The organism is Pseudomonadales bacterium (assembly GCA_041395945.1).
Taxonomy (GTDB): domain Bacteria; phylum Pseudomonadota; class Gammaproteobacteria; order Pseudomonadales; family Azotimanducaceae; genus SZUA-309.
This window is the reverse complement of sequence record JAWKZN010000003.1, coordinates 1-15,710: the sequence shown is the minus strand read 5'-3', so window position 1 is coordinate 15,710 and position 15,710 is coordinate 1. Positions and strand designations below refer to the sequence as shown.

General features: G+C 61.8%; 11 protein-coding genes. All 11 read right to left on the bottom strand.

The window, feature by feature from the left end:
- Positions 1–111: 111 nt before the first annotated feature.
- On the bottom strand, positions 112–7,554 hold the full coding sequence (locus tag R3E82_21315) for a hypothetical protein (GenBank protein ID MEZ5553435.1): 7,443 nt from the start codon (positions 7,552–7,554) through the stop codon (positions 112–114).
- A gap of 99 nt (positions 7,555–7,653) precedes the next feature.
- On the bottom strand, positions 7,654–7,881 hold the full coding sequence (locus tag R3E82_21310; GenBank protein MEZ5553434.1) for a ribbon-helix-helix domain-containing protein: 228 nt from the start codon (positions 7,879–7,881) through the stop codon (positions 7,654–7,656).
- A gap of 95 nt (positions 7,882–7,976) precedes the next feature.
- Positions 7,977–8,711 carry a TIGR03747 family integrating conjugative element membrane protein gene (locus R3E82_21305; protein MEZ5553433.1) on the bottom strand — a complete coding sequence of 245 codons (735 nt, stop codon included), beginning with the start codon at positions 8,709–8,711 and terminating at the stop codon, positions 7,977–7,979.
- Positions 8,704–10,827: a type IV conjugative transfer system coupling protein TraD gene (traD, locus tag R3E82_21300; protein MEZ5553432.1), complete on the bottom strand. Its 2,124-nt coding sequence runs from the start codon at positions 10,825–10,827 to the stop codon at positions 8,704–8,706. The genes R3E82_21305 and traD overlap by 8 nt, the downstream gene beginning before the upstream one ends.
- Positions 10,824–11,363 (bottom strand): integrating conjugative element protein, encoded by a 540-nt coding sequence (locus R3E82_21295; GenBank protein MEZ5553431.1) that lies wholly within the window; start codon positions 11,361–11,363, stop codon positions 10,824–10,826. Before R3E82_21295 ends, traD begins: the two co-directional genes overlap by 4 nt.
- 7 nt (positions 11,364–11,370) lie before the next feature.
- Positions 11,371–11,904 carry a transglycosylase SLT domain-containing protein gene (locus tag R3E82_21290; GenBank protein MEZ5553430.1) on the bottom strand — a complete coding sequence of 178 codons (534 nt, stop codon included), beginning with the start codon at positions 11,902–11,904 and terminating at the stop codon, positions 11,371–11,373.
- Positions 11,905–11,909: 5 nt separating this feature from the next.
- Positions 11,910–12,659, bottom strand: coding sequence for a TIGR03759 family integrating conjugative element protein (locus tag R3E82_21285; protein MEZ5553429.1), 750 nt, complete (start codon positions 12,657–12,659; stop codon positions 11,910–11,912).
- A gap of 22 nt (positions 12,660–12,681) precedes the next feature.
- The gene (locus tag R3E82_21280; GenBank protein ID MEZ5553428.1) at positions 12,682–12,921 is read right to left on the bottom strand and encodes a hypothetical protein; all 240 of its coding nucleotides are present in this window, start codon (positions 12,919–12,921) and stop codon (positions 12,682–12,684) included.
- Positions 12,922–12,926: 5 nt separating this feature from the next.
- Positions 12,927–13,379, bottom strand: a complete 453-nt coding sequence (locus tag R3E82_21275) for a pili assembly chaperone (protein MEZ5553427.1) — start codon at positions 13,377–13,379, stop codon at positions 12,927–12,929.
- A 95-nt stretch (positions 13,380–13,474) separates the two neighbouring features.
- Entirely contained in the window at positions 13,475–14,341 is an 867-nt protein-coding gene (locus R3E82_21270; protein MEZ5553426.1) for a phage integrase N-terminal domain-containing protein, read from the bottom strand.
- A 924-nt stretch (positions 14,342–15,265) separates the two neighbouring features.
- Positions 15,266–15,577, bottom strand: a complete 312-nt coding sequence (locus R3E82_21265) for a type II toxin-antitoxin system RelE/ParE family toxin (GenBank protein MEZ5553425.1) — start codon at positions 15,575–15,577, stop codon at positions 15,266–15,268.
- Positions 15,578–15,710: the final 133 nt, after the last annotated feature.

Genomic DNA, 15,710 nt, shown 5'->3' with positions numbered 1-15,710 from the left:
GATGGTGAACTTGCTGTCCCGCTTCAAGCACTATTCCGCCCTCAGTATGTAGTCCTGTCCGTCAAACCGGATGTCAATTGCACGTGGCATTCTCTCGACTATTCCCAACAACTATTCAAGCAATTTGTGACGTAACGATTCATCGGAGGAGATTATCCGCAACGGGATGTCATAGTCTCCGCTGAAGTCAGCCGCGTCTTCGCCCAAGTGTTCCACCAGGATTTGGTAGATGTCCTCGCCGGTGTAGACCCAGGCACCGAATGCGTCGAAAAAAGTCTGGACGCGATCTATCGGCGCGTAGGCATGGGGAGCTGCGAACCGGCTTTTGATCACACCGTGATGCAGAAGCTCCCGAACGACAAGATGGGATCCGACTCGCAAAGTCCTAGTCAGCGGCGGCGCGTCGATCCCACCCCCCTGAAACTTCGGGTTCGCTCTCGGCGCAAGAATCGTGTCGAGGGCGAAACTTTCATCGAAGCGATCAATCGAGAGGAATAGATCTGCGTAATCGTCCAGCCAGCGGCGTAACCGATAGAGCTTCGGGAACTGAGCCAACCACTGCGTCCATTCCTCATCGTCATGCTGCGCTTCCGCATACTCCTCGATGATGTTCATCCATTTTTCCGGTTCCTTTTTAGGATCGCTTTCCGTGAAGACATTCCACCAGCCGCGGTCCTGACAGTACCGGATAAAGCCACGATGCTGTTCATCTCGGGTACGTCCCATACCCTGAAAGCTCCCGATTGCGAGGAGCATGAGCCATGACGATCGGTCGATTCGACCGCTGTGCGGGTCCGGCTCAAGATTCAGTCCCTGAGGATACAAACGATTCCGATATTCTCCTGCTCTTTGTTTCCGCTCCTTCGACCACCATTCGTGAAGCCTAACCAAGGCCGTCGTCAGATCGACGTGCGCGGATATCGGTTCGCGATCCTCCGGCAGTTCGTCGGTATCAACGGCCCACTCAAGCCGGGCAACCGAAACCAGGCGTCGACGGAGCCGGTCAACCTGTTCCTCACTCAGCCCTCGCATGAGCTCAGGGTCCTGCAGTGCGGAACGCAACCACTCGGCACCGCGCACCCGCTCCGCGACGCGTTCCCCAAGGTCGCCGTCAGCGAGGTATTTCAGAGAAGCGCGTCGCACCTCAACCGAACCCGCGTCCAGAACCCATTGCGCTATTCGCTCTGCCGGGGCCTCCATGCGTTGCCGGGCGATCAGAAAAAAGGTCGCGGCCGAATGTTGGCCGTCCGTTTCGACGTAGTAACCGGCGTGCAATCGATACTCGGGTGGCGCCAATGCATGCCTTCTCGGTTCGTCCGAGTCGAGGCCTGGACCATGAAGAGCCAGCAGCTTACGGGCCTCGACCCACTCTCCCGCTTCGGACCGAAACTGCAACTGACTCAACCGTTCCTGAAGATCGACGGACTCCCAGTCTGAACTGTCCTCGGTCAGAACGTGCACCCATCCAAGGACTTCGGCATCGGCCGGCTCAACCCTGGAGCGCTCCAACAGACCCACTAGCGCAGAAAGGCCCAGGGGCTGTGGGTTGGCCAGCTTGGCCTCTCTGACGATGTCGCCAATCTCCGTGGAGACGCAGAGGTGGCCAGGGTAGCGGCTTGCGAATCTTGTCCAGGCTCCCAACTTTGCGCCAACGTCCTCTTGCAAAAGCGCCCCGCTCAGTTCGTACCGGATATCGCTCGCATCCGAGAATCCACGTAGAGCTCCCGCCAACCCGTTGGGCACGGCCATTGGGCGCTCGCTCAACCGTGTGAGCGCGCCGAGCACCACCGATCGGGCCAGCTCCGCCCCATCGCTGCGGCGACGCCGCAACCATCCTTTCGTCAATCCAAACCACATGCTCTCCCAGAACCCTAGAGCGTCGGCATCCGCCGCCAATCCCAGCGCGGCCCGGACGGACGGCCAATCCTCAAAGGAGCGTTCGAGCAGCGCGTCCAAGACGCCGCCGGCCGCGCTGCCTATGCGTGATGCTTTCTCCAGGTTTTCAGTCGTGCTTCCAGCCAGCCTGGCGCGCCCGGCATCCAAGTCAAAATTTCCGTTGATGGCGAAACCGACGGTCGACGTTTCTCGAGTGGGCGCTGTGACCCAGAGTGCGGGAACCCCGTCAGGCAGCGGACGAAAACCCTGGGGCCCCACTGCCATGAGCACGCTGCCGATTTCTGTGCGGATACAGAGCGCCGTCGTGTGGGCGCCCCAATCACCCATTAGATCCAGCTGGCCGACCTCTACGCCCGGGCAAATTTCGCTCGGTCGCCAATGCCAGGTCGACTCTGACGCCGCGACATGGGTAATGGTCCGGAGGGCGCGCCCAAAAACGCATAGGATCCCCGCGAGCTGTCGGAACCGTTCCAGAACTTGATCCCTAAGTTCGCCGTGAACACCAGGAAGCTCTATGAGCGTCCCCGGCAGCTTGGAGTTTGCGCCTAGTCGGGTCAGCCGAACCCGCGCCTCCTGGGAGTCCTTCCAAGGCTGGGGCAGGATCCCGGACACCACGCGTATGGCCAACCGGCCACTAATGATTCGTGGATGTTCGCACGCCAGCAATACGCTCTTGAACCCCAATCCGAACTTACCGGTTACGCCTTCGTCGCCACGCTTGTCGGAGGCTGAAAGAATGAGCATCTTCTCTAGGTCTCGGTCGTAGCCGCGTCGTTCGCCGTCGAAGCCGACGGGACCGCGAGCGTTGACAGGACGCCCCCAGTGGAGAAACGCGAGTCCATCGCTCTGCTCGTCCACCACGAATCGCCGTGCCGCCGGCGGCACCTCGGAGCCTTGCAAAGGAAAAGCGTGAAAATGACCCAGCTCGACGGCGGCGTCGTCGGCATTCTGGAACAGTTCCAGTGGAATACTCGCGAGCTCATATTGGTACTGCTTAAGCTTACTCTTGACGGCCTGGACGACCGCACCCTGTTCGTCTGTGTTCAGGTCGATGCAACCGGCCAATTTCTCGAGTGACTGGCGCAACTCTCTTCTGCTTGATTCCGCTGATTCCCCCTCCGCTTCTGCTTCGGCGATCCGGCGCCGCCATGAGTCGCAGATCGCTAGTTGCTTTTCGATCCGGTCGCTCTTCACGGAGAGCTGTCTGAGGTAGAAGGGAATGTGATCCAGGATCAGCCGACGAGCGATTCCGATTTCCAGCTGATCGCTCCGGTCTAGCTCCTGCCACAAGAATCCGAAATCCACCTTCGCCTGGTTGTACAACTCGAAGTAGAGTCGCTCGGCGGTGGCACGGAGCAGGTCGAAGAGTTGCTCCGCGTCGAATCGACCAAGCTCGACGCGACGAAACGGAATCATCACCCCGTAGCCGCCTTGCCAACTTAGCGCGCCCGCGAGCAGGGTTCGGACTTCCTGCTCAAGCGCGACCCGTATCGATTGGCCCAGAAGGCTAAGCACTTCCACTTCTTCGCCGGTCTCGACTCGGACTGTTGCTTCAATGAGCTCCAGCGCTTCGTCTACAGTTTTGTCTCCCATCCATTCCCGCCGCTCGCGCGTCCTTCCCGGGTCTCGCCAAGGCAAGCGTCCAACAAGCCATTCAAAACTATGTGGGTAAAGATACTCATTGGCGAGGCCTCTCATGGCCGAGCCAAGCAACCCGAGCACCACACCAATCATCGGTGAAGGAACGAGACTCCCGTGCCAATCGCGGAAATACTCACGTAGGAGTTCAGGCGCTGCGTCACGGGCTAGTCGAAACGTCGCGTCAGGCATGCCGACCGTACTTTCGTGAGCATGCGATGCACCCGCCTGGTAAACCAGGTCGCCTAGAATTGCCGCCTGTTGCGCGTCTAGAACCCTCGAATCCACCACGCCATGGGCGCCGGCGCAAAGTGACGCAGAATCACTCCAATTCTTGTCGCGGGTAGCGAGCCGTAAGCCCGGGATAAAACGCTGTGCGTTTTCCCCGTACCGGGCCAGTTGTCTCAAATAGACGTCGTAGACGGACTTGCGAACGTGCCATTGGGAAGTGTCCTTACTGAGCCAGTCCAGCACCCCTGCCAATTGCTCAGCATCAATCGATCCTGAAAGGGCTTCCCCAAGTCGGCTCCACGCCGCCTCCCGCTCGAACGGCTCACCCGAGGCCATCTCCAACAACCGCCAACCCGGGAGTTTTTCGCAATCAGCCAACAGTTCTATCTCGTCGGCGGTAGGCTCTGCTTGCCATTCCCCGACGTGATATTCGGGTAAATCCTCAAGTAGCAATCCAAGGCGCTCTAGACCCTCTTCTCTGGATGCGAATCCCAGCTCCCGAAGCATCTCCCAAGCCGGGTTACTTCGTAATGCGCCTTCGATCTCTTCGGGTACTGCAAAGCAGGGGCCGTGCGCGACTCGATGCTCCGCGACGAGTCTGTGGGCTTCGTCCCCCAAGGCCGCATCGAGATCGATTACGTCTTCGGGTTTCGCCGACGTACCGTAAATAGTCGGCAGCCAGCTTTTACTCCGAATCAGCCTTCGCAAATTCTCTTCGACAACGGCTGGGAGGGAATCCAGGGCCGCCATGACGCTTCGCCAATGGAGAGTGGGTTGCTCGGTACTCAGCGCGATCTCGATGATGGCTCGGTCGTCGAAAGGTCTCAGCCAGCGTTTCTGCTTCTCTGCGACCCGCGCGTTTTTGCTTGGGGCTATCAGCGTCGCCAGGAGAGCCAATCGATCATCGTGCGATTTGCGCGTGGGCGCCAGATAAACATTTTCGCCAGTCGCCGATACCGGCTCGCCAGCCAGGGTCGTGTGAAAAGGAAGTCGCCGCCAGAGGTCTTCGTGCTCAATGCGGGCTAGGATCTCGCCACGCTCTTCGATCGAGAATTCCTCAGGCGCGGCGATATCGATGAGAGCGGAACTGCGCAACTCTTGAATTAACGTGTGCGAGTCGATCTCCGCAACGTTGGCCTGGCCCCAACGCGCGCGGGGAACGGAGTTTGCAAGTTCCTCGGGAACCAAGCTCCATTGTTCACCCCTGTGAGTAGAAGCCCATAGTTTGTTCCAGGCTGGAGGTTGATCATGGCGTCCGATCCACAAGACCGCGGAATCGTCGACGCGATGTTCGACCGCGCCATGTAGGAGCACACGCAGACCGCGAAGTGCATTGGGGTCTGTGCCTGGATCATTAGCATGTTCGAGCATTCTTTGGCGGTCTGCGACGCCTCCCAGTCGTCCTGTAGTCTGGTGCCCAATCGCTGCAAGGCAGGCTCGACCATCACTTGCGGAAGGGATGCGTCTGCTTCCGCTCGCGGTTCCATTGTCCGGGAAAAGCTCGCGATAAATCTGTGCCCGAACGAGGCAGATTTCCGCGTCCGGAATCGCTCGGGACAGCAGCGGCGTGACACCCATCGCCGCTTCTCCAAGTCCTTCCGAAAAACCAAACAAAGTGCCGGCCGTTCTAATGCGCTCGATAAACTCGAAAGACACCGCCCTCTCGGTGCCGGTCGCGGCGTCGCGAACTCCAATAACACGCAGCTTGCGATTTACTCGAAGGAATCGTCCCCGCGCATCGGCTGGCAGCGTACGTAATAGCCCGTGAACCGCCACGAGTATCTGACGCTGACCTGGTATTTCGCTTTCACCGCCAAGGGCGCGGTCTAGCACACCGAGCCAAAGGACTAGCACGCTCTCGTCCGGCGAACCTGCGCTCGATGCAGCCTGGTCCATTCCCCTGGGAACCAGCAATACGGGAGCATCGATTCTCCACAGTTCCCTAAGGATCGCCTCCGGCAACTCCGCCGAAAGCTCCAACCGGTTTTGCGGCCGGAGAAAGCCAAGGACTCTGTTCCCCTTTGCTGCCACCTGGCGTCGGGCTTGGAGGCCAGCGGCGCGTAGGCCATCTCGTAGGACTGAAACTAGTTGGCTCTGTATCCGATCCGTCGATAGGTAAGGACCCGCCCAGGACTCCAAGAACTCAGCCAAGTAATCCATGGACGGTCCGTCGGTGAATAAACCACCGATGCGCGACAGCAAAAGCTCGAGCTCAGCTTCCAGCCATTGACGTGGCTGATCCCACAGGCATGGTGCTTCCGCGTCGTAGGGTACAACGTTGCTTGTGGACAGTTCCGGGAAGACTAACCACGGCCGTTCCGGGACTGAATTCGGCGGCTTGGGAACAGGGCGAAGGCGAAGGCGAGCATCGCCATCGACCAAACTCCATCGAGGTTCGGTCCCACGCTGCAGCGTTCGCGCCCAGACGCTGTCCCGGCAGATATGTTTGCGAAAGGTGCGGAACCATTCCGTCGTTGAAATGGCTTCTGTCAAAAAACCGCACTCGTCCGTTGAGAGCTCCAGCTTGTCGGTATACCGATCTAGAGCCGGCAGCACCATCGGCAACAACACGTCCTGCGCCAGTTTCTGATTCCAGGCAGTCCGCAATGCGCTTTCGTCCATTCGCGCGTCGCGATCTGAAGCAGGGTCAAGATGAAGGTTTTCCAACCCGTGAATGTTCTTTCGACCGGCGTCTAGAAAGAACTGACCATGGAGGACGATCGAGTGTTCCAGCCTACAGCCTTCCGCTTGAATTCGTTGACCACCGTCCTCGACTGGCAAGAAAACTGCCCAATGTAGCCGAGAAATCGGAACGGAATTGAAGCCTGCGCAGAACAAGACAGCCGCCTCCGGCGACGCCTTATCGATTGCCAAGTGCTCCCGTCCCAAATCATCGCGATACCAAGTACGGGGCCACTCCTCTCGCGCCTTTGCGGTTGCGAACCATCCATCCGCGCTTTCTGATCTCAGCCCAGAGAAACCAATTAGCCGCTGCTTACCTTCATATAGAATTTGGCCATCCGCCTGCGAGCAGGGCGGGTCGCCTATCAGCCGGGCTCCGGACGAGAGTTCCAAAGCAAAGCTATTGATATTCCCTTTGTGTTCGACGCGCTCCAGGTGTCGCAGCAAGGGCAGCATTTCAGCCACGTGGCCTGCCAGTTTTGGATCGCTAAGAAACGCAAGCTCACTGGACGGATCGTCTCCGGGAAATCGACTGATGATGGCCCCCGTCTCTTCGCCCGAGGTGGTTTGCAAATGTCGCTTCATTCGCAGTGGAAGCCACAACAAGAACCAGCTGTGCTCGGCCATTTCGACGAGTTCTGAGCCGAGGCTTGTCAGTGCGTCCCAATCAGCGGCACTCGTCTCATCCCACTCGGGATGAGGACTGTGATCATCGTGCTTCCATGGAGTGAGTCCTTCACAGTGGAAGTCCACTCCATCCCAGGCGACGTAGAAAAGGGCCTCGCACAAATGGAAGACGCTCTTCATTCCGAGGCCAAACTTGCCTATTACACCGGCATCACCAGCTTTGCTGTTGATGCCGAAAGAACGAAGAGCATCCGAATCGCTCTTCTTGAACTCGCCATCGTTGAAGAACCAAAGACCCGGTCCACGCAGCAGCGGATGGGGCGCATCGGGAAACCCTGGGTGGGTCCCAAAGATCAACGTACGAGCTTTTGCGTCGTCAGCGTTCTGAATCAGTTCCTTCAGAATGGGGAACCCACTCTCGTAGCGGTCTCGAAGGTTGTCCGCGATCAGGTTGACGTAGTTGGTCTGGTAACCTCTCATCAGTCGCCCCAATCGATCATCGGAAGCGACTGGGGAGCCGAAAGCCGAAAGGTCATCGGCCTGTCGCTCAGAGCGGGGCTCAAATGACGACGGAATCGTCTACTTGCCGCGCAGGGCTTCATTAATCGCCTCCAGCATTTCATCCTGAGAATGATGCTGGTTACGCCGCTTCGTGCCCTCGACGGTCAATTGGAAAAGGCGCGCCTGTACCGCCTCTTCGACGAACTGAGAGATGTCGCCCTTTTTCATACCATGCCGGCCCAGGTAGGTCCGTAGCGCCCTGTCCACGTCATCGCGTACTACGATGGACCATCGCACGTTACTCATCGACATCCTCCCGAAAGACGAACAGTGATCTTATACGCTTATGCGCATAAACGTACAACGAGCCGCCCAGGAAGAGTCGGAACCTCGGTTCCTTTTTAGAGGTACTTCTTGAACGTACTCGCAGTCACCGCCACGCTCAGCGCAAACAGGGTTGCGAAGGGGAGTACCACCAAGCTTGGGTGAAGACTGAAAGGCAACGCCAGATAGACCACCCACGTCAGCACGAGCAGCGGCAAGGCGGAGCGCTTGGCCCAGTGGTACACGAACGAGCTCTCGCGCCCCCCGCCCCATCGACGCAGGTCGCGTTTCACTAAACCGTCGACGATCGCCACCACGCTAAACAGTCCAAAGACCGGCAGCGCGAGTACGAGGATGGCGAGGCGCACCGAGAACACCTGCGTCACCTGCATGGCTGCCAGGACGTACTCGGCGATGGGTTGAAACATCGCGTGCATTCGCGCTCGCAGACCGGTCTCGCTCGGCCTCGGCGGTGCGCCAGTCCACCGCACGAAATCGGCGAATCGGGTTGCCTCGAACAGGACGTAATACGTCTTGTCGGCCACCTTCTTGGTGAACCGGGCCGGGTCCGAGCTGACCAGGCTTCGGCCGAAGTCTTGCTGGAGATAACTGATTTCGGCGGCGAGCATGTTCCGACTGTGGTCGAGCCCCTGATCCGGCCACCAAATCGCCATGCCGACCCACTCGGTGAGGATTGAGAACACCAGGGACAACAGCAGCCATTTGATGCCCTGCGCGAGCGTCGTCAGGAAGTTGGAGATCAGCCCCTGGCGGACGTCCCTGCGCCGGGGATCCGCAGTGGCCTCAGCCATCGTCCGCGACGTTTGTTAGTGGCACGTCCACGTCGGCGGCGGCGTGCCACCAGGTCTCGGTCGCGCGGTACCAGTGCTCGTTGGTGATGTAGGTTCGCTCCATCTCGTTGGCGATGGCCGCGAGACTCGTGGGCATTGCCGGATCGCCCCGGTCGTCCGGCAAGGGCATGCGGATCTTCCACAGCCGCCCACCCTCGAGCAGCGCAAAGGCCTGCCCCTTGGGCAGACGGACCAGTTCCGCCGGCGTCAGCATCGGCACCTCGGAGACGCTGATACGGTCCTCGTTGCGGGACTTGAAGTCGATGCCCGAGGTCGGGTCCGACGAGTCATCGACGCCGGACACGCTCATCAGCGTGAACACCTCCACGCGCGGCAGCTGGTCCGTCAGCATCTCGGCGGTGGCGAGCTCCTTCACACGCAACATGATCATCGTGTTGAAGTTGCCAGCCACTTGGCCAGCCTTGGCGCGGCTACCGATCTTGGCCTCCACGTCTGACCAGGTCTGCGTGTAGGCGGTCACCTGAAAACCGGCGCCGCCGGCCTTGTTCAACAGCGGGACAAACTCGTCACCGATGAGCTCATTGAATTCATCCGCGTGCATCGAGATCGTCGGTAGACGAGCTGCCTCCACAGGGACCGCATCACTGCGCGGGTCCTGCACGCCGTGCTTGTAGATGTGCCCGGCGACCGAGACCAGGTCGGCGAACATGGAGTTTCCGACGGCGCTCGCGACCGTCGTATCGGTCAAGGCGTCGAGGCCGACGTAGACGATGCCCTTGCGGCGGATCACCTCCAGCCACTCGAAGATCGGGCGACTGTCGTCTTCGTTCAGGTAGTTCGGGGAGATCAACTCCGCGAGCTTGCCGGTGGTGAGCTTTTCCATCAGCGGTCCCACCGAGCTCACAATCTTGTCGAAATAGGTCTTGTCGTACTTGAATGCTGAGACCAGACCATCGAGCACCGGATCGTAAAGATCCTGCGTCTGCAGGTAGCGCATCATCGCGATCGCATCTCGGTCCCGGCCGCGCAGCGCCGAGGAGAGATTGCGCTCGCTGATCTTCGATGCGATCTCCTCCACCTCCGTTGCCCAGTTTTCGAGACCGTTGCGGCGCAGATGCTCGCGCGCGTACTCGACGAACAGCGGCTCGATGTCGTTGATGTAACGACGGATCTGCTGGTAGTCCGGCCGACGGCCGAGTGCCACCAGCGCGCGAGCGATGATGTTGACGAAGCGCCAGGCGAACTCCTTGAACGCGGCCGAGTTGCCTTCGCTCGGCAGCTGGTTCGCGATACGGGTCGCGACCTCGGTGATGCGGGAGAAACTGCCGATCGCGTTGTAGCGCGCCGACACCTCCGGAAAGCCGAGATGGAACAGGTAGAAATCCTGGGCGCGGCCGGCGCGTTTGGCTTCTGCGTACACGCGCCGGAGCAGGTCGGCATCGCCCTTGGGATCGAAGACGATGACCACGTCACCGCGGCGAATGTCCTGGGTGATCAGGAGCTCTGCCAGCCGCGTCTTGCCGACCCGCGTGGTACCGAGCACGAGGGTGTGTCCGACTCGCTCACCGAGATCCATCCAGACATCTTCCTCATGGGGTTCCACCGCATGCAGCGCCGGCGTGCCGCCTACCGCCGGTAGCGGCTTGAATGGATTCCACCAGGCCGGCTGCCGCAACGCCCAGGCGGCGACGCCGAGCACCGGCACGGACTCCCAGGCGACCTCCTTCTGCCGTGCCCATCGGTAGAGCGCCCCGGGCTGCACGTAGCGCTGTACTTCCGGGCGGATCGTGTCGCGCAGGCGCTGCGAGTGTCGTTGCGTCCAGCGGAATCCTCGACCGAGAAAGAGCTTGTGGCGGCTGAGCGGAATGCCTGCCGCGCGCAGACGGTAGGTCGGCAGGCATCGCATATTTCGCTGGTAGCGCAGGACCCGCCAGGCTTGGCGCAAGCGGACGAACGCCAGCACGAACAGCGCAGTGGCCGCCGCGTACGCGATCCCGGGCGGCATCATCAGTGCCCAGGGCGCCATGAGTGCCATCACGGCGGTCGCGACCGCGACCAACGCCGACCAGAGTTCTACCGGCGGGCGCAACAGCGCCTCGACGGGATGCGGCGTCACTGCTCGATGCCGTGCCGGGAGACAAGCGCGGGGATGTGCTCGAGACCCAGGGCGCGCGCAATGTCGGTGGCCGGCGCGGGCAGAATCGGGATGCCGTCCGCAATCTGTGCGATCGCAGCGAGGTCGGCTTCGCTGTGGGCCTGGACCAGCATCCCGACCGCCCCGATCGCCAGCAGGCGATCACGGTGCGTCGCGAACCACTCGCGCGACCGAGCGTCCGCGCCGACGAGGAAGAAGGGTCGCGAGAGTGTGCCGTTGTTCGGCAGCCTCAGCGGCCGCGGCGTCACTGGCCCGGGCGTCAAACCCGGTGTGCGGATCGGCAGTAGATTCGGCACAGCGGCGGCGCCGAGATTCTCGTTCGAATTATCGATCCGAGCGGGTGGATCCATGCGCGGCGTTTCGCCAAACACTTCCAGATAGGGCGCCAGCGGCCGGGTGGCGCCGGTGTCATGGATGACCGTCAGCTCGGCGCCGGCGATGCTCGCCCAGAGCGACATCCCGATCAGCACAACGCTGGCAGTTTGTGCGCGAGACATACCGGCGTTATCCCGTCGCCGTGAGATTGGTCCAGATACCGCGCACTCGCTGTCGGTAGCGCATCGCGCGATCTGGATTGTTCGGCGCGTGGTAGCAGCCGACCGCCGCCCACCAGTCATTCCGGGATTGGTAACAGGCCGCCAGGATGGTCGCGGCAACGTTCAGATTACGGTACGGCTCGAGCGCGTCTTCGATGCGGCCGAGCGCGGCACCGTGGTAGCGCCAGTTCACCTGCATCAAGCCGATATCCACCGAGCGGTACCCGCTGGCGAGCGCTTTCTGCAGTGCGACCATTGCAGCCCGCCGGGACGGATAGAAACGGCCGTCGCCGTGGACGTTGAGTGTCCACGGCCAGGGCCGCAGCGTCCGCAGGCCATCGATGCGCTTGCCGCTCTCAGCGAGCGCAACGGCATAGAAAAGCGTGCTCGGGATACCATGGATCTCCGCAACCTGCCGGTACCCTTCCGGCACGCCACCTGCCGCGGATACCGCTGGTGCCAGCACGACCAAGGCTATGATTGGCAGCACCATCGCGGTCATTCGGGTCACAGTGCCGCCCACGGTAGCGGCGTGACCGACTCGCCACGGCGGCGCATCAGGTACGGCAGTTCGCTTTGCCCGGGCGCGAGTCGCTGGAGCGCGCCGGCCTCGAAGTTGAGCGTCACCCTGCGTGTCCTCACCCACTCCGGCTGGATCCCGCGCGCCGTGGCCCAATCGCGGATCGCGCCCTCGTCACCGGCCGCGACGCCTACGAGGTAGACGTCCACACCCGCCACGCGGTCGAGCCTCGCCAGCAGTCGCGAGAGGATCGCATCGCAGGCCGCACAGTCTGGAAGCGCGAACAAGAGCACACGGTCCGTCGCGAGAAGCGCCTGCTCGCCCTCCGCACGGTCGGGGAGCCGGGCCACGTCGATCAGTGATTCACTGGGATAGAGCAACCGGCCGGCCTGGTCGTAGGCGCGCTGGAAAGCGAGGATACGTTCGGCATCCTCGCGCATCATGACCGCCCATTGCTCCGCATAGCGACGGCGTTCGGCATCGTCTCGGGCGTGAATGCCCAACACCTCGATGGGAGAGATCGTTCCCGGACTGATGCTGCCGCGAATGCCTTCCATCAGAGATCGGTAGCGGCCCCATTCAGTCGCCGACAGGCCCCACACCTCGGCTCGAGTGCGTTCGTTGGCAGTGAGGTCGCTCCACTCGAGCGCGGATTGATTCACCTTGGTTGCTGTCGATTGCCCGTCGCTCGATTCCGCGGCCACGGCTGGCCACGCGCAGGCCGCCAGTAGTGTCATGGCGAGGACACCCGTTGTCCGCTTACTCATCGCAGGCCTCGGCATCCATAGACGCTGGTGTCGTCCGACTGGTGTAGCGAACGGTGAGATCGCGCTGGCGCGGACCCTGGTTGTCACAAGCCTGACGGTCTTGTGCTTCGCGATCTGCGAGCGTCGCCGTCGCAGCGGATTCGCTGCCTGAGCGTGTGGCTTCCTTGTCGAGCGCATTGCCGCCGACGATCAACGCGCCGATGACAATGAGAACGGCAACGATCGGTTCCATCGGGACTATCGACCTCCCGGTGCCGACGTGCACCGCTCGAACGAAACAAGTCGGTGAACGGGGTCTTCTACCAGGACGAACGCCGGCCCAGCCAGCGTGGCAAGGGCCAGGCGCAGCGGCATGGGACCCAGATCCCGATGCGATTCGGGCAGCGGCAGCGCGAGCAGCGTCTCACGGTCGGGTCCTGCCGCTTGCGAATCGGCCAGCCGGTAACCTGACGGCGCCAACAAGCCGGTGATGGCCTCGCCGACGCGGACAACCGATGGCGGCAGTGTCGTGCGCACCGAGGCCGCGAGCGGGTCCTGCTGCGCGATTGTCGGTACCGCGCGAACCGTCGAGTAACGTGCGACCGCAAGTTCGTCGGCCCGTACCGAAGAGGTTGCGGCGAGCAGTACGGTCACCGACACCACCAGGCGGAACGATGGCTTGCGATGGAGAGCTGAGACGGGTCTGGTCATGTCGGGTCGGTCAGTGGCTCGCTGCAGGACCCGATAGTCGACAACTCCCGTACCTGGCGGAACCGGAAACTCCGGCGACCTGCGAAGCGCTTTGGCTACCGGCCGAGGTAGACCGCCGTGATCTGCTCTCGCTCGTGCCCGAGCTCCCGACTGATCGCAAGCCGCACCTCGCGATCGACGGCGCGCTCGCCACCGGACAGACTCTTCGATGATCGTCCGCCGGCCGCCGGCGATTTCCAGCCCGTGAGCTCTTCGTAGCGGGCCTGCGCGTAGGCGTGGCGCAGCCCGTGCAACTTGGACAGGCCGGCATTCGCGGTGTGCCGCTCGTAAACCCGCAACTGCTGACGGTAGTTGCGTTCGCCCGGGATCAGGGAGCCGCGTCCCGCCAGTCGGTGCGCTCGGTCCAGCAGTGCTCGCTGTGCCGGAGTGCGCACCGGGATCTCGCGCGCCTTGCCGCCCTTGGTCCAGCTGTCTTTCAGCACCAGCCGATCGCCACGGTCCGCGTAGCTCGGTTGGAACTTAATGGCTTCCTCACGTCGCAGCCCGAACGCTTGCTGCAGCTCGAGACTCATCCGCACGTGAATGTCGCCAACGCGATCGAGAGCCTGCCCCTCCACGCGGACGGCCCTGGACTCGCGACTCACGAAGCTTCGCTCGGGGATCCCGTAGTGGTCGTTCTGCCGCGCGATCACGTTCTGCCGATCGACCTTCTGGGCCCACCAGCGCAACACGGTCATCCGGTTCTTGATCGTGCCGACGGACAGCGATTCCCCTTGCCAGCGGTTCACCAGGCCTTCGACGTGTTTCGGCTTCAGCGATTGGGCGTTCATGTTTCGGAAGCCCAGCGCGTGGAGCTGATCTGCGATCAGCGACAACAGCCGCTCCCGGTTTCGCTGGGTCGCATACCCACCATCCCGGTTCCGGCGGCACAATTGTTTGAGTTGGTAGTTCAGGTCTCTCACAGTGTTCGATGCTCTGGTAAGTGTTTCTGACCACCTGGCAGGCCTTGGCCGACCAAGTCCGGAATCCGGCTGGGGTCACGGGACACCACTCCCGTTCAACCTGAAGACGCCTGGTTGCAGGCAACACCGGTTCTCCCCTGTTGGGGAGTGGTCCGGTGCAGACCAACTGGCCCGTTGCGGGCCGCTCTTCGATAACGCATCACCTCCTTCGTGTTGCTGAGTGGAATGAATGGTCTTGTTGTTACACATCACCTCCGTTGAGTTGGGCGAAAGGGACTTTCGCGACGTTGAAAAAAACACTCGTCGATCTACCTGGCGGCAGCGGCATCGAGTGGATCGTGGAATGGCGAGCGGGGAGCTCACCGGATGAGTCGACGAATAAGTCGACGGCTTGGACGATGGACCGACGACCCTGAGGTCGGCGCGTCGGGTTCGGTCCTGGACGCGCATGCCCGGTTTGACCCTAAGGTCGAGGACGGGCGCCCTCTTTGCCACTGAGCCGCAGTGGCCACGGATGAATCGGTCGTGGGCGGCAGTTTAGGAACGCGTCATTCGCGCGTCATCGGGTAATTCGGCGCCAGCACCGCGTCGATTACGGCAACGCCGCCCGCGTCACTACCCCGCTTGCGCTCGCTAGTGACACGGGCGGCTTCGCGGCGTCGCAGCCCCGGCGCCAGGCTTTCGCCTGTCACAGGGGCTGCAGATGAGTTTCCCGCGCGCCTGCGGAACGGCCTCACCTGCCCACAGGGGCCCACAGGCACCGCGCACAGCGCGGTCCCGCCCTTGGCGACGCGAGTTCGATGGCTCGCTTTGCCGTGGCGGGCAGGGCCTGTGGACTCTGTGGACAGCTGATTCGGAGTCAGGGACGGCTTCGAGCGGCCGGCGGGCGATTATTACAGTGTAATAATCTGCGGTGGCGCCATTTCAGCGTGCGTCTTCGTCCGGCACGTCGAGCAGGCGCTCGCTGCGCCAGACTCGAACGACACGCACGTGCTTCGGATCGCGCCGATAGACGATGCGAAACGGCGGCCGGATCAGCTCGCGCAGAAAGGGCTGATCGAACTCGGGGACGATGCGGCCCATCTCGGGATGATCGGCGAGCGCCTCGATGCTCGCGACGATTTCGCCGATCAGGCGTTCGCCGACATCGGGTACACCCTGTTCGGCGTACCAGGTCCGTATCGATTCCAGATCGGCAAGTGCGGATTCGGCGAACCGGATGGCAACCTTCGCCATGCGCCTACTTCAAGCCCAGCCGAGCCTTGGCGTCTGCGAGGGACAATTCTCGGCCGGCCTCGAGGTCGGCAAGACCGCCGACGACAGCCCGCATGAACGACCGCTCCTCCTCGGCGGCCTCGTAGTCGGTCAC

Excerpts from the sequence above, each read along its gene's own strand:
- R3E82_21315 (MEZ5553435.1), bottom strand. The coding sequence starts at position 7,554 with ATGAGAGGTTACCAGACCAACTACGTCAACCTGATCGCGGACAACCTT.
- R3E82_21310 (MEZ5553434.1), bottom strand. The coding sequence starts at position 7,881 with ATGAGTAACGTGCGATGGTCCATCGTAGTACGCGATGACGTGGACAGG.
- R3E82_21295 (MEZ5553431.1), bottom strand. The coding sequence starts at position 11,363 with ATGTCTCGCGCACAAACTGCCAGCGTTGTGCTGATCGGGATGTCGCTC.
- R3E82_21280 (MEZ5553428.1), bottom strand. The coding sequence starts at position 12,921 with ATGGAACCGATCGTTGCCGTTCTCATTGTCATCGGCGCGTTGATCGTC.
- R3E82_21305 (MEZ5553433.1), bottom strand. The coding sequence starts at position 8,711 with ATGGCTGAGGCCACTGCGGATCCCCGGCGCAGGGACGTCCGCCAGGGG.
- R3E82_21290 (MEZ5553430.1), bottom strand. The coding sequence starts at position 11,904 with ATGACCGCGATGGTGCTGCCAATCATAGCCTTGGTCGTGCTGGCACCA.
- R3E82_21265 (MEZ5553425.1), bottom strand. The coding sequence starts at position 15,577 with ATGGCGAAGGTTGCCATCCGGTTCGCCGAATCCGCACTTGCCGATCTG.
- R3E82_21285 (MEZ5553429.1), bottom strand. The coding sequence starts at position 12,659 with ATGACACTACTGGCGGCCTGCGCGTGGCCAGCCGTGGCCGCGGAATCG.
- R3E82_21275 (MEZ5553427.1), bottom strand. The coding sequence starts at position 13,379 with ATGACCAGACCCGTCTCAGCTCTCCATCGCAAGCCATCGTTCCGCCTG.